Origin of the sequence: Stenotrophomonas oahuensis (genome assembly GCF_031834595.1) — a bacterium.
GTDB lineage: Bacteria > Pseudomonadota > Gammaproteobacteria > Xanthomonadales > Xanthomonadaceae > Stenotrophomonas > Stenotrophomonas oahuensis.
This window is the reverse complement of sequence record NZ_CP115541.1, coordinates 2,474,899-2,489,237: the sequence shown is the minus strand read 5'-3', so window position 1 is coordinate 2,489,237 and position 14,339 is coordinate 2,474,899. Positions and strand designations below refer to the sequence as shown.

Annotated in this window: 11 protein-coding genes; 7 read left to right on the top strand and 4 right to left on the bottom strand. The window is 64.9% G+C overall.

Annotated features, from left to right (window positions below):
- Positions 1-22: 22 nt before the first annotated feature.
- The 5 genes from ahcY (at position 23) to PDM29_RS10855 (ending at position 4,006) form a co-directional block, all read left to right on the top strand.
- Complete coding sequence (gene ahcY / locus PDM29_RS10875) at positions 23-1,468, top strand: adenosylhomocysteinase (RefSeq protein ID WP_311190191.1); 1,446 nt, start codon at positions 23-25, stop codon at positions 1,466-1,468.
- A gap of 177 nt (positions 1,469-1,645) precedes the next feature.
- Positions 1,646-2,215 (top strand): hypothetical protein, encoded by a 570-nt coding sequence (locus PDM29_RS10870; RefSeq protein WP_311190190.1) that lies wholly within the window; start codon positions 1,646-1,648, stop codon positions 2,213-2,215.
- Positions 2,216-2,383: 168 nt separating this feature from the next.
- A complete protein-coding gene (locus PDM29_RS10865) occupies positions 2,384-2,713 on the top strand; it encodes a hypothetical protein (RefSeq protein ID WP_311190189.1) in 330 nt (109 codons plus the stop codon).
- Positions 2,714-3,108: 395 nt separating this feature from the next.
- Positions 3,109-3,585, top strand: coding sequence for a Cys-tRNA(Pro) deacylase (ybaK, locus tag PDM29_RS10860; protein WP_311190188.1), 477 nt, complete (start codon positions 3,109-3,111; stop codon positions 3,583-3,585).
- A gap of 142 nt (positions 3,586-3,727) precedes the next feature.
- Complete coding sequence (locus PDM29_RS10855) at positions 3,728-4,006, top strand: hypothetical protein (RefSeq protein ID WP_311190187.1); 279 nt, start codon at positions 3,728-3,730, stop codon at positions 4,004-4,006.
- 121 nt (positions 4,007-4,127) lie between these two features.
- Here the strand turns inward: PDM29_RS10855 and PDM29_RS10850 are convergent, their stop codons facing one another.
- Positions 4,128-4,685 carry a DUF3228 family protein gene (locus tag PDM29_RS10850; RefSeq protein ID WP_311190186.1) on the bottom strand — a complete coding sequence of 186 codons (558 nt, stop codon included), beginning with the start codon at positions 4,683-4,685 and terminating at the stop codon, positions 4,128-4,130.
- An 85-nt stretch (positions 4,686-4,770) separates the two neighbouring features.
- Between PDM29_RS10850 and metF the strand changes: the two genes are divergently transcribed.
- A complete protein-coding gene (metF, locus tag PDM29_RS10845; RefSeq protein ID WP_311190185.1) occupies positions 4,771-5,598 on the top strand; it encodes a methylenetetrahydrofolate reductase [NAD(P)H] in 828 nt (275 codons plus the stop codon).
- Positions 5,599-5,652: 54 nt separating this feature from the next.
- The gene (locus tag PDM29_RS10840) at positions 5,653-6,258 is read left to right on the top strand and encodes a DUF4124 domain-containing protein (RefSeq protein ID WP_311190184.1); all 606 of its coding nucleotides are present in this window, start codon (positions 5,653-5,655) and stop codon (positions 6,256-6,258) included.
- Between the two features lie 50 nt (positions 6,259-6,308).
- Here PDM29_RS10840 and PDM29_RS10835 read toward each other — a convergent pair whose 3' ends face one another.
- From PDM29_RS10835 to PDM29_RS10825, 3 genes are all read right to left on the bottom strand, one after another.
- A complete protein-coding gene (locus tag PDM29_RS10835) occupies positions 6,309-7,268 on the bottom strand; it encodes a Nudix family hydrolase (RefSeq protein ID WP_311190183.1) in 960 nt (319 codons plus the stop codon).
- A gap of 125 nt (positions 7,269-7,393) precedes the next feature.
- On the bottom strand, positions 7,394-10,465 hold the full coding sequence (locus PDM29_RS10830; protein ID WP_311190182.1) for an autotransporter outer membrane beta-barrel domain-containing protein: 3,072 nt from the start codon (positions 10,463-10,465) through the stop codon (positions 7,394-7,396).
- 260 nt (positions 10,466-10,725) lie between these two features.
- A complete protein-coding gene (locus PDM29_RS10825) occupies positions 10,726-14,334 on the bottom strand; it encodes an autotransporter domain-containing protein (protein ID WP_311190181.1) in 3,609 nt (1,202 codons plus the stop codon).
- Positions 14,335-14,339 lie beyond the last annotated feature (5 nt).

Here is a 14,339-nt window from a genome sequence, read left to right as displayed (position 1 = left end):
ACGTCACTTACCGGAGCTTTACATGAACGCTGTTGCCAAGACCTTCTCCACCGAAGGTGATTACAAGATTGCCGACATCTCCCTGGCCGACTGGGGCCGCAAGGAGCTGGACATCGCCGAGCACGAAATGCCGGGCCTGATGTCGATCCGCCGCAAGCACGCCGCCAGCCTGCCGCTGAAGGGCGTGCGCGTGACCGGCTCGCTGCACATGACCATCCAGACCGCCGTCCTGATTGAAACCCTGAAGGACATCGGTGCCGACGTGCGCTGGGCCTCGTGCAACATCTTCTCGACCCAGGACCACGCCGCTGCGGCCATCGCTGCCACCGGCACCCCTGTGTTCGCGTGGAAGGGCGAAACCCTGGAAGAGTACTGGGACTGCACCCTGGACGCGCTGACCTTCACCCTGGCCGACGGCACCCTGACCGGTCCGGAGCTGGTGGTCGACGACGGCGGCGACGTCACCCTGCTGATCCACAAGGGCTATGAGCTGGAAAACGGCAGCGACTGGGTCAACACCCCGTCGGGTTCGCACGAAGAACAGGTGATCAAGAACCTGCTCAAGCGCGTGGCAGTTGAACGCCCGGGTTACTGGGGTCGCGTGGTCAAGGACTGGAAGGGCGTTTCCGAGGAAACCACCACCGGCGTGCACCGCCTGTACCAGCTGGCCCAGGCCGGCACCCTGCTGATTCCGGCGATCAACGTCAACGACTCGGTCACCAAGAGCAAGTTCGACAACCTGTACGGCTGCCGCGAGTCGCTGGCCGACGGCCTGAAGCGCGCGATGGACGTGATGCTGGCCGGCAAGCTGGCCGTGGTCTGCGGTTACGGCGATGTGGGCAAGGGCTGCGCTGCTTCGCTGCGTGCCTATGGCGCGCGCGTAGTAGTCACCGAAATCGATCCGATCTGCGCACTGCAGGCGGCGATGGAAGGCTTTGAAGTCAACACCATCGAATCGACCCTGGGCCGTGCCGACCTGTACGTCACCACCACCGGCAACAAGGACATCATCCGCATCGAGCACCTGAGCGCGATGAAGGACCAGGCCATCGTCTGCAACATCGGCCACTTCGACAATGAAATCCAGGTCGATGCGCTGGTCGCCTACCCGGGCGTGCAGCAGATCAACATCAAGCCGCAGGTGGACAAGTACGTGTTCCCGAACGGCAACGCGATCTTCCTGCTGGCCGAAGGCCGCCTGGTCAACCTCGGCTGCGCCACCGGCCACCCGAGCTTCGTGATGTCCAACAGCTTTGCCAACCAGACCCTGGCCCAGATCGACCTGTGGGCGAACAAGGACACCTACGAAAAGTCGGTGTACCTGCTGCCGAAGAAGCTGGACGAAGAAGTGGCCCGACTGCACCTGGAGAAGATCGGCGTGAAGCTGACCACCCTGACCCAGGAACAGGCCGACTACATCGGCGTGCCGGTGGAAGGTCCGTTCAAGCCGGATCATTACCGCTACTGATCCGCGGTAGTGCCGGCCGCTGGCCGGCAACCGGGTAACGCAACGGGCACCTTCGGGTGCCCGTTTTCATTTGTCCGGGGTGAAAAACCGGCTACCGGACCTGCACGCCGCGATTACACCAGCGCCCGGATGATCGGCGCGCGGGGGAAATACCTGGATCTCATCCGGAGAATTTCCATGATCATCAAGCTCATCGTGCCCGTGCTGCTGGCGCTGTGCGGTGCCAGCTTCGCGTCCTCGGCCCAGGCGGCTGACTACTTCTGCCATGTGCATTCTGGCGACACCCTGCAACCGTCGACCGCCAAAGACGGTCATTACAAGTCCACCGGTGCCAATGTGGCCGAGGCCGAGCAGGCGGTGCTGAAGAAGGTTACGGGAATCAAGAAAACCGTAACGCTGACCCGTGCGCGCTGTGAAACCAGCCAGGCTGCGTTGGCCAATCCACCCACAGCTCCCGCGACGGCAACAGCACCTATACCGGCAGCTGCGCCGACACCCGCGCCGTCTACCACCACGACCGGGGGCAAGACCTACTACTGCAATATCTACAAGAACGGCAATGAATCTGTCGAACCCACGGCAGCGCATGATGCCGGGCAGAGCATCTGGAAGATTCAACTGGACACCACGCCGATGGAGCTCGAGGACAAAGCCATGGCCTTTGCCAAGTCCCTGACCAATGAGAATCCGACCAGCGCCGTCTGCGAAAGCAGCATCAAGATCCTGCTGGGCATCGACGAAGGCTGATGGCATTCCCACCGTAGAGCCACGCCCTGCGTGGCTGCGCGATGTCGGACGCCCCCGTAGTGACGCGCCATGCGCGTCATCGCGCTGCCCAGGCAGGGTCGAAGCCACGCAGGGCGTGGCTCTACGGCGTGCGACTGAGCGAATGGCTCTTTATTGGAGAAATCAAAAATGAACCTCAAGAACCTGCTGATGACGTTGCTGGCGATCTGGGCAGCCTCAAACACGCTGACCGCTTCTGCCGCGGCCCAATACTACGAATGCATCATTCATGGCACAGATGGCAAGCCAATTGACAAGGACATTGGACCTGGTTTGGTCATACCGACTGTTTATTACATTGAGGTAAGCAGTGAAGCGGAGGCGGTTACGGAAGCAATGAAGAGCGCGAAAATCGACTCCGTACCAGCAAGCAGTGCGAAATGTAGAGCTGTCGAACTGTCTCCGGTGTCCTTGCAGATACTCAAAAGCAGGACTCTGAAAAGTGATGCAGATTACTGACGTGTCACGCTGGACTGCGTAGCTGCGCACATCCGAACACTCGATGGTGAGGCAGCGGGCGCGTCATTTCGCTGCCTAGACATGCCCGCAGCTGAGGCAGAGATGCCTTATCAATGCGCTCCTCTGGACAAAGAAGGGAAACCCATTACTTATGATGTTGGCACCGGTTGACAGATTCCTGTTGCGATCCCGATTTTCTCAACCATCGTCGACGGGGCAAAGGCCAAGGTCATGACCGGCATAAAGGCTGAGTATCCGTTCGCCACCAGCGCAAAGTGCCGGGAGGTTCCTGTCCACAAATGTCAGAGTCGGCGACATTACGCAGTGCTGGACGAGAGCGGGCACCCCGGTGCCCGCTCGATGCATCAAGACTCCAGCGCAGATACCATGCAGGCATGACCCCTGCCATCAACCTGCTCAAGCAACGCGGCATTGCTCATCGCGTGTTGTCCTATACCCACTCCGCTGATGTCGATTCGTACGGCGGCGAGGCAGCGGCAGCGCTTGGGCTTGATCCGACCCAGGTATTCAAGACCTTGGTGGCCTCCACGGAAAAGCACGAACTGCTGGTAGGGATCGTGCCGGTGAGCGGATCGTTGGACCTTAAAGCACTAGCCGAAGCCGCGGGGTGCCGGAAGTGCGAGATGGCCGACCCGGCGGCGGCGCAGAGGGCCACCGGGTATCTGGTGGGTGGCATCAGTCCGCTGGGGCAGAAGAAAAAGCACCGTACCTTTGTGGATGACAGCGCGCGGGCGCTGGCGGACGTGCATGTCAGCGCCGGACGGCGGGGGCTGGAGGTGGCGCTGGCTCCGGTGGATCTGGTGGCGCTGACCAACGCGACTTACGCACCGATCGGACGCCCGAAGCCGTAGAGCCACGCCCTGCGTGGCTGTAGTCATTGCGGTGGCCTGGCATGGTCGAAGCCACGCGGGGCGTGGCTCTACGGGGGAATAACAATGCGAGGCGGATGATGCGCGGGCGGGGGAATTTCTGGATGTTTCCGGAGTGATTCCCATGAACGTCAAATGGTTCGCAGTTCCTATGCTGTACCTGTGCATGGTGACGCCACAGACCCAAGCGCAAACGGGCGAAAGCAAATACTTCTGCACCGTTTATGACAAGGAGGACGTCGTCCTGATGAATGGAACTTCACAGCGGTACGAAGTTTCTGCAACGAATCAAGCCGATGCCGAAGTCAAAGCTCTGGCGGCTGCCAACAAGCAGCATGGAGGCCGCGCGGCGTCAGCGGAGTGTGCAGGCGGCTCATCGGAGTTCACGCTCAAGAAGTTTTAGCTAAGGCAGCAGGGCAGATCCAGCGCGTATTCCAGTAGCGTCGGCGGTGGGCCGGCCCATGCATCAGCGAGGGCCGGCCAACGGCCGGCGCTACCGGTGTGCCCAAGCACACATCGGCGGGTCAGGGGCGCCAGTTGGCGTTGTTGTCCCAGAACTGCACGGCGCGCTGGTAGGCGGCGCGGTCCAGCGGCACGCCGGAGCCGCCCTCCTCCACGCCCAGCGCGTTGCGCATCATGGTGATCGGGGCCATCGGCACTTCTTCCGGCTCGGCGGTGTAGATGCAGCCGACGATGCCCCAGTCGGCGTCAATCGGCGAACCTTCCTTGGCCAGCTGCTCGGCGCTGTACAGAATCACCACGAGGTAGTTCGCACGCGGACTCTCCACGCCTTCGAACCAGCGCACCAGCACCGGCAGCTCCTCGCGGTTGCGGGCCTCGTAGGCGCTGCGCAGCTGATGACGGTTGGCATCAGTAATGGGCACGGTCAGGCAGCGGGTGCTGGTCCAGTTCTCATACACGTACAGCTTGCAGAACGGCGCGTAGCCATCCAGTACCTTGAACGGCGGGTGCGCGTTGAGATGGGCCTGGAACTGTTCGGCAGTGCAATCCTGGATGGTGTTGCCGCGCGGCACGCGCGGGAACAGGCGGGGGCGGGCGAATTCGGTGAGGACAATAGACATCCGCACAGGGTAACCGAGCGATCTCAATAAACATTCATCGCGATGAAGCGATATACTACCCATACACCCGTCATCGCTGCCGCCCATGACCGCCATCAGCTTCGAGTTCTATCCGCCCAAGACCGATGACCAGCGCGCGCAGCTGGACCGCACCGCGGCCAAGCTGAAGGCCTACGACCCGCAGTATGTGTCCTGCACCTTCGGTGCGGGCGGCTCGACCCTCAGCTATACCTCCGAGACGGTACGCCACCTCAAGCAGCACCACGGCTTTGATGCGGCTCCGCACCTGTCGTGCGTGGGCGGTACCCGCGAGGAGATCCGCGAACTGCTCAAGCTGTACCGGGCCATTGGCTGCCGCCGCATCGTGGCGCTGCGCGGCGACCTGCCTTCCGGCATGGGCCACCCGGGCGACCTGCGCTACGCGTCCGAGCTGATCGCCTTCATCCGCGCCGAACACGGCGATCACTTCCATATCGAAGTGGGGGCTTACCCGGAAACCCACCCGCAGTCCGACAATGCCCTGCGCGACCTGCGCTACTTCAAGGAAAAGGTCGAGGCAGGGGCCGATGCGGCCATCACCCAGTACTTCTTCAACGCCGACGCCTATTTCCACTTCGTGGACGCCGTGCAGAAGCTGGGGGTACAGGTGCCGATCGTGCCGGGCATCATGCCCATCTCGAACTTCAGCCAGCTGCGCCGCTTCTCCGAGCAGTGCGGCGCGGAGATTCCGCGCTGGATCGGCAAGAAGATGCAGGCCTATGGCGATGACGCCGATGCCGTGCGCGCGTTCGGGGCCGAGGTGGTGGCGCAGCTTTGCCAGCGGCTGGTCGACGGCGGCGCGCCGGGGCTGCATTTCTACACGCTCAACCTGGCCCGCCCGACCCAGCAGGTACTGAAACTGCTGGGTCGCTGAACACGGCGTGCCGCAAAAGCTTGCAGATCACACGATCACCGCTACCCTGCTGCGATGAAAGTGCCTGCCCTGTTGCTGCTGTCCGTTGCCCTGTCGAGCGTGCCCCTCGTGGCCGACGCCCAGGCGCAGCGCGTGAACCGCTGTACCAATGCACAGGGGCAGACCGTGTTCACTGACCGCAGTTGCGACGCGATGGGGGCTACTGCCCGCACGCCACGCGGGGAACCATCAGTGGGCAATACCGGCATCTACCGGGCCGGTTGCGCCCGTCGCCTGAGTGAACTGACCGAGCAGATCCGGCAGGCGGTGAGCCTGCAGGACGTCAATCGGCTGTCGTCGATCTACCTGTGGGGCAATGTGTCCAATGCCAGTGCCAACCGCATCATCGGACAGCTGGAGTCGGTGGTGCGGCGGCCGCTGGTGGATATCGCGCCGGTGTATCCCACAGTGGCCGAGCCGGTGGAGCCGGTGATGCTGCCGCCGGATCCGGATGCGCTGGCGGGGACGGGAGTTGCCCTGCCGCAGCAGGTGCCGGTTGCACCGAGCCGGCCGCGACCGGTAGGGCTGCGGCTGGAGCAGACGCTCGGGAACGGCGCTACGCCCTCGCGCACGGTGTTCGGGCTGCGGCGGCAGTATGGGTGTTTCTGGATCACGTTGTAACGCCGCACCGTAGTGCCGGGCCATGCCCGGCAAGCGGGGCAAGCCCCGCTCTACGAGACGTCAGGCCAGAATCCCCGGATCGCAGCAATGCCCTGCGCCCCATGCCGGCGCGCCTGGACGATGTCGTCCGCGCCCAATCCACCCAGCGCATAGATCGGTAACGACACCTGCGCGCGTAGGGCCTCGAAGGCCTCCCAGCCCAGCGGGGTGGCCTGCGGGTGGCTGGCGGTGGCCTGTACCGGGCCCAGCACCGCGAAGTCACAGCCAAGCCGCTGCGCGGCCTGCAGCTGGGCCAGGTCGTGGCAGGACGCGGCCACCAGCCGGCCTTCCGGCAATGGGCGTTCCTGCAACTGCGCCAGCTGCTCGCCGCCGAGGTGCACGCCCACGCCCAGCCGCAGGGCCAGTTCTATGTCGCGGTTCAACAGCCATTGCACGCCGTTCCGATGCTGGCCGATGGCCTGCTCGGCCAAGGCGACCCGCGCGGCACTGGCCGGGGTGCGTAGCTGCACACGACGTGCCCCGGCCTCCAGCGCCTGCACCAGCCGCGTGTACCAGAGCTGGTGCGCGGCCTCGTCGTCGGCCTCCGGCTCCGGGGTGATGAGGTAGCGGTCCGGGTGGCGCAGCGCGGCCACCACGGGCAGGTCGGCCGGTGGCATGGAATAGCGCGGCAGCTTGTCCGGGGCCACCCAGGTGATGGCCTGGCCCTCGCGGCCACGCGGGGTGCCCTTCCAGCTGCGCACGTGGCGCACTTCCAGGCGCAGGTGCTTGTCCGGGTACAGCTGCGGCACGTCCATCAACCAGTCGCCAACCTGGGCCTCGATGCCCAGTTCTTCGCGCAGTTCACGCACCAGCGCCTGCTCGGAGGTCTCGCCGGCCTCGCGCTTGCCGCCGGGAAACTCCCAGAGCCCGGCCATGTCGCGGTTCTCGGTGCGACGGTTGAGCAGAACACGGCCACGGGCGTCGGTGATGACGGCCGCGACCACATGGATGGAACGTGTGGGGGATGACATGGTCCCAGCATGCCCAATCGGTTGTGACAAGCGCAATGGCGGGGGGATGAATGGGCCCCGGGAAAGGCGAAGGGCCCCTTGCGGGGCCCTTCGTTGCCGGGCATGGCCCGGCACTACGTATACAGCTAGAACATCACATTCCAGCTGGCTTGTGCGGCAAACCCGCGTTCTCCACCACCGCGATGCCCCTGCATGAACAGGTTGACGCGGCTGTTGGTGGTGGGACTCAGCACCACGCCCAGTTCGGCCAGTGCCACGTTGCGCGCCAACGGCACCGCATGCACGGTGAACAGGTCACTGCCTGTCGCGAAGATCTGCGTGGTTGAGGTGCGGCGATCACCGGAGGTGTTCTGCCAGGCCAGCCCGCCCTCCACGCGCGCACGGTCACGCAGGTCCCACGCCGACCGCACGCCGGCGGTGGTGGTCCAGACCTGGTCGCGAGTGGGCAGCAGCGCCAGCGCCGCGCTGCCGGCGGCCTCGGTGGCCTGCCCAGTGGACAGCGTGGTCTGCGCAATTCCCAGATAGGGAGTGAGCGTCAGCGACTGCAACTCCAGGTCGAAGCCTGCCTCGGTGAAGGTCGACACTGCATGCGCCTTGTAGCGGGCGGTCAGGGTCTGCTCCCACGGCTGGCCTTCACCCAGGGTGCGCTCGGTGTCTACGTCGTAGTCGGTGTAGCTGACACCACCGCGCAGCCACAGCGCGTCGCGGCGGAAGGCCGCGTACATGCCGCCGTGCAACGCATCGACCTCGCTGCGTGAAGTGCGGTCGCGCACGTTCTGCCGCAGCGACTGGCGACCGCCCGCCGCGCCGACGGTCCAGCCCTCACCGAAGCTGAAGTCGTAGCCCAGCAGCAGCCCTTCGCTGTGATCACGACGCGTGGCAGCATTGCCATCACTGCGCTGCGAGCGCGATTGCCCGTTGCCGGTGATCCATGCACGGGACCCATAGCCTTCATCTGCCGGACCCGTGCGGAGATGGCTCAGCACGCCCGCACGCAGGAAGTCGTCACGCAGCAGCATGGCGCGGGTGCTGGCGTGCAGTTCGCCGGAGAGTTCGTCAAAGGCCCGGACAGCACTTTCTTCGTCCTGCATCAGCAACTGGTTGTACAGCACCAGCGCGTCGCCGGACTGCGGCAGAGAGTCCAGTGCGGCTGCCACGGCGCGCTGGTTGGAGGAGCGCGCAACGCGACCGAACACGATCGGCGGCGCATTGTTCTCTGCTCCTTCCGCCTCGGCGGATTCTTCCTCGATCAACGCGATATCCAGATGCACCGCGTTGTCGGTCTGCACCAGCGCGCCGGTGATGAACGCCGAGTTCGACTCCACGTCGTTGAAGCCACCGGTGATGCCACCTTCGGCTTCCAGCACCGTGTAGCGCTGCCCGATCTGGTAGCTGGTGTGCGGGTCCAGCGTGTTCACGCGTACGCCGGTGTCGCCCTGCTCGCCTTCTGTGGAGGCACCATGACCGATGAAGGCCGCGCCGCTGACCTTGACCTTGTCCGCTTCGCCGTCCGCACGCAGGTCCACGGCCAGCCAGGACTTGGTGTCGACGTGTTCGCGGCCTACGCCACCGGCGTTGAAGTACAGGTCGCCATCCACGTTGAACGTGCCGACGCTGTTGTGGCCGGGCGAGAGCGTGCCGCCGTCGTGGATGCGCGTGTCACCCACGGTGCCGGTGCCTGCCAGCACGCCGCTGCCACTGGCGGTGGCCCAGGCGGTGCGGAACGAGGTGATGGCGTCGCCTTCGCGCTCTTCCCAGCGGAAGCCCGACTCGCCGTTGAGCACCAGCGTGCCGCCGTCCACGAACATGTACTGCCTGGGCTTTGCGTCACCGATGGTGTCGTAGCCCTTGGCATCGGTGTAGGTGTCCGTGTCGATCACCAGCGTGCCGCCGTGTACGTTCACGCGACCGCCGAACTTGCTCAGGTCACCGGTCAGCGCGGTGGTGCCGGCCACGTTGATCAGGGCACCGCCGTTGCGATGCAGCGCGTCATTCTCGCTGCGCAGCGTGTTGTCGAGCGTGATGGCACCCGTGTGATTGAACGCCAGACCCAAGGACACCGTGTGAAAGGTAATGACCGAGTCGTCGAGCTCACCGGCGGCCACGGCAGGTTGCCAGGTCGGTTCGGTGAACGTACCGCCAATGGCACCGCCAAGCACCAGGTAGCTGCCCCCGCCGATGTGCAGTTTGCCGCCCGCCTCGACGCGGCCGCCTTCGCTGATTGTGAGAGTACCGCCGCTCGTGCTCAGTTCACCGATTCGTATGCCGTTGGCCGCCTTGATCTTTGAGCCGGTGCCTGTGACCCGCAGCTGCTCGCGGGTGAGGTCGGTGGTGGTGCTGTTGATGGTGCGGGTGCCCTTGATCTCCAGTGTTTCAGTCTCCAGGGCGGCACCGTTGCGGATATCCAGACCGGTGTGCACGTCCAGCTCTGTTTCATTGACCCAGCGGCTGCCGGTACCGGTGATCACCGCAGCGCCCGCGCCGCTGCTCGCGGTGTAGACCCCACCCTTGTTGGAGTGCAGCTGCGCGCCGTCCTCGATCAGCAGTTGCCCCCCGATCCGTACATTGTTGGCCTTCAGTTGCGAGTCCTTGCCGGAGATCTCGATCCGGGTGCTGCGCCGATGCGTGGAGAACGAGCCCGGCGACCGACCATCCCCAAGTACGTCGGCCTCTACATCGACCTTCGCGCCGCCATCAATGCGCAGCAGCCCTTCACCATCGTGGCCCAGATACAGATAGCGCGCCTTCAGGCGGGAACCCGCACCGGTGACGTGAACGCTGCCGAATGACCCTTTGTTGACGCCTACGCGCAATGTGTTTGCCCATGCCCCGCCCCCCTCCTGCACGACGAAGGTGCCCTTGCCGGACACGCCCACATCGGTGCTGTAGGAGCCTGGGCCGGTGAATCGCGCATCGGGGCCGATGACACGCACCGTGCCGTGGCCGTCCTGGTTGACGCCCAGATTGACCGATCCACCGTTTGTTAGATGACCGCTGCCGGTGATGTCCAGCACCACCGCGGTGTCGATGCCCGCATCGAAGCCCTGCTGGTGGTTACGCTCTTCGGTAATGGTCTCATCGGCGGTGTACTTGTGCGAAGCAGCACTCACCGTGTGCGGTGTGGTGGTGAGGCCGAGTGCGACCAGCACGGCCGCACACAGCGGCGTGATGGAACGGGGGTGATGGCGGTGGTTCATGGTGCTCCCTGGTAACGTTGAAGCGCAGCGCGTCCGTGATCTGCAACCGGTGCTGCGCGTGGCATCTGCCTTCGCTGCACGACGTGCAGGGCAGAGTGCAAACGTTAAATTTCCAGTGAACGTTGGCCTTTGAAACTATTACGAACGCCGCGTAGGGAATGCCCGCGTTGCTACGTAATCGCCGGAACTTCCCTACACAGGCACAAAAAAGAAGGGCCCCTTGCGGGGCCCTTCGATGCATCGTGTGGCAGTAACGGCAATCAGAACATCAGATTGAAGCTCAGCTGCCCGCCGAACTCGCTCTGGCCATCACCGCTACGCCCCTGCGCCATCAGCGCCAGGCGACTGTTGTCGGTCGGCTTGATCGAAACACCCAGCTCGGCCACGCCCACATTGCGCGCCAGCGGCAGGCCCTGCACGTTGAAGCTGCTGGTGCCGGCCACAAAGCGGCCGCGCGTTTCCGGCAGATCGCCACCACTGTGCTGCCACGCCAGCCCGGCTTCCAGACGGGTGGCAATGCCACGGTCGTCACCCAGCTGCCAACCGGCGCGCACGCCGGCCGTAGCGGTCCACGCATCATCCTTGCGTGCTTCCACGACCAGCGCAGCGGCACCGCCGGTTTCCTGCACCGCGTCGGTATCCAGGCGGGTGTAGGACAGGCCGAGGTACGGGGTCAGGATCAGCGGGTCCAGATCGATGTTCCAGCCACCCTCGGCGAACGCCGATACCGCGTTGGCGCTGTAGCTGCTGTCCAGGCGCTGGGCCCAGCTGTAACCGGCACCGACACTGCGTTCGGTATCCACGTCATAGTCGGCGTAGCTGGTACCGGCATGGAACGAGAACTCGGCGCCCTGCCAGCCCAGGTACAGACCGCCGTGGATGGCGTCGACATCGGTGGTGCTGTTGCGGTCGCTGACGCGCTGGCGCAGCTTTTCCGGACCCACGGCCACGCCCCACTTCCAGCCTTCACCGAAGCTCCAGTCCATGCCCACGATCGCGCCGTGGCGCTCGTCGCGGGTGCGCGCGGCCATCTCGCTGGCGTCCTGCCGGCGCGAGGTGCTGCTGCCGGCCAGCCACAGCGACGGGCCATACTCGGCCATTGTCGGATCCGGACGCAGGCGCTGGGCAATGCCGTCGCGCAGGAAGCGGTCATCCAGCAGCATGGCGCGGTTGCTGGCATGGCTTTCACCGGACAGTTCGTTGAACGCCTGCTGCGCCTGTTCCGCATCCAGCATCAGCAGCGCGTTGTACAAGGCCAGCGAGTCGCCGGACTGCTGGAGGCTGTTGAGCCCGTTGGCCACGTTTTCCTGGTTCGGATTGGTGGCGACCGGGTTGAACACTTCCGGCGGCGGCGGGGTGGTGCCGGGGTTGCCGGGCGTGCCCGGATTGCCTGGCGTACCCGGCGTACCGGGGTTGCCCGGGGTACCCGGATCGCCGGGATTGGTACCGCCGCCGTTGACCGCGATGGTCAGCACCAGCTGGTCGCCGTTCTGCGTCAGTGTGGGGGTGATGAAAGCTGAGTTCGAGGTCACGCTGTCGAACCCACCGACCACACCGCCACCGGCGCTGAGCACATTGTAGGTGCGGCCGTTCTGGTAGCTGGTGGCCGGGTCCAGGCCGGTGATGCGCATGGCGGCGTCGCCGGTCCAGCCGAAGTTGGAACTGCGGCCAATGATGGCGCGGCCGCTCACCTGCACCAGGTCGGACTGGCCGTTGCCGAGCAGCTCGACGTCGTAATACGCAGCCGACGCCACCTCGGCCGCCGAGGACGCACCGGCGTTGAAGAACAGGTCGCCGTCGATGGTGAGGGTGCCGGGGCTGTTACCCGGCGACAGCACACCGCCGTTGCTTACCGTGGTCTGGCCCACGGTGGCATTGCCGGCAAGGATGCCCCCGTTGCGCACGGTGACGATCGAGCTGCGCGTGGTGGTGCCGCCAATGGTCTGCTGGAAGCCGGAGCTGCCATTGAGCACCAGCTTGCCGCCGGAGATGTCGATCACCTGCGGCAGGGCCTGCGAGCTGTCGGTGTAACCCTGGCCGGTATACAGGTTGGAGTTGATCACCAAGGTGCCGGAACGCACGTCGATGTCGCCACCAAAGGCGCTGAGGTCACCGGTGAGCGTGGTATTTCCCGCCACGTTGCGCAGGCGGCCGCCGGTCCAGTCGGTACCGTTCTGCACGCTGGTGAAGGTGTTGGCCAAGGTGATGCTGCCGGTGTGGTTGAACACCACGCCGCCTGAATCGCTTTGCATTTCAATCGCCGAGCCGGAGAGCGCGCCGGCGGTTTCGGCGGCCTTCCAGGAGAAGTCCTGCGTGGCCGAGGTCCACGACAGCGCGTCGCCGCCCAGCACCAGGAAGCCATTCTTGGCCAGCTTGAAGGTGGCGGCTTCGATGCGGCCTTCGTTGGCGGCGGTGAGCACGCCGTAGGGTTCGGTCCCGTCTGCACCGACGGTAATGTCGCCGCTGACGGCGATCACCGAGTTGGCACCGGCGACGCGCACGCGGTCATCGACCGGGGTCGGGCTGCCGGTCGCCGAGTTGACACCACCGCTGACGGCCAGGCTGGCGCTCTGCAGACGGCCTGCGCCGCTGACGTCGAAGCTGCCCCGCACGGTCATTGCGCCGGTGTTGTCCCACAGGGTGCCAGCGCCCTGGACACTGGATGCCAGCGCGAACGGGCTTTCCGAATCCTTGATGGTGGCCGTGCCGGTGACGATGGAGGCACCGGTATCGACGCGCACACCGGAGGCGTTCAGGGTCCCCGCGGTGATCTTCGAATTCGCACCGGTCACGTTGATGGAGCCCATGCGATTGGGCTGACCCGCCACGGTCTCGTTGGCGAGCGTGCCGCTGACGTTGAGCGCGCCGCCGTTCTGCACCAGCAGCACGCCCGTGCCTGCGGCACCGACCTCGACGTTGCTCGCGGTCACTACAGCACCGGCGCCGGTAATGGTGAGCTGGCCGGCGGAGTTCTGAGCGGAACCCAGCACCAGACTTCCCCCCACCGTGAGCTTGCCGCCTGCGGAGACGGTAGCTTCAGCGGTGCCCGCGGCACTACCGCCCATCACCACATTGCCGCCAATGACGTTGATCTCGCCCGCGTCGGCCACGGTCACCACTGCGCGCCCTTGATCGCCCAGCAGCAGACTGTTGTTGTTGATGGTCAACTTGCCGCTGTTGCTGACGTTGATCGTGCCGGTTGCCTGATCCTGACCGGACGACACGCCGCCGGCGCGCACGCCATAGCCGCCGTTGCCGGTGGTCACCACCTCGGCACCGGCGCTGATGTTCAGCGTGCCCGTACCCGCCCGCCCGACGTCGATAGCGCCTGCCGTCAACTTCGTGGTGTTGCCCGTGGCCACGACCGTGCCGTTACTACCGGCCACGTCGCCCACCACAAGCGTTCCACCGATGCTGGTCTCGCTGCCGTTCCCAAGCTCAAGCTTGCCGGTGCCGCGAACGCCAACGCCCAGGTTGCCATTGATGTTCAACTGCGCGCCCGCGCCATTCACCTGCAGGATGCCGTTGCCGCCTGCGTTCTCTCCAAGCGTGGCACCGATCTGCGATCCGAGGACAATGCCCGGACCAACCACTACAGTCGCGTTGGTCAAGCGACCGACGGTGAAGCCGCTCGTATGGTTGATGCTGACGGGGATGGTTTCATCAACGTCGTAGTTGACCACCTGCGCGAATGCAGAAGGCACCGCCGCAGTGGATGCCAGAGCAGCCAGCAGCGCAACGCTGAGCGCTGTACGCCGGCGTGGGCTGCCGGAAACACCTGCGCACGAAACATGGTTGGACGTGAGCTCGGAGGCGACTTGCGTTTGGCCGGTGGCGTGGTTGAACACCAGGCGATAAATCCTGTTCATGAAAC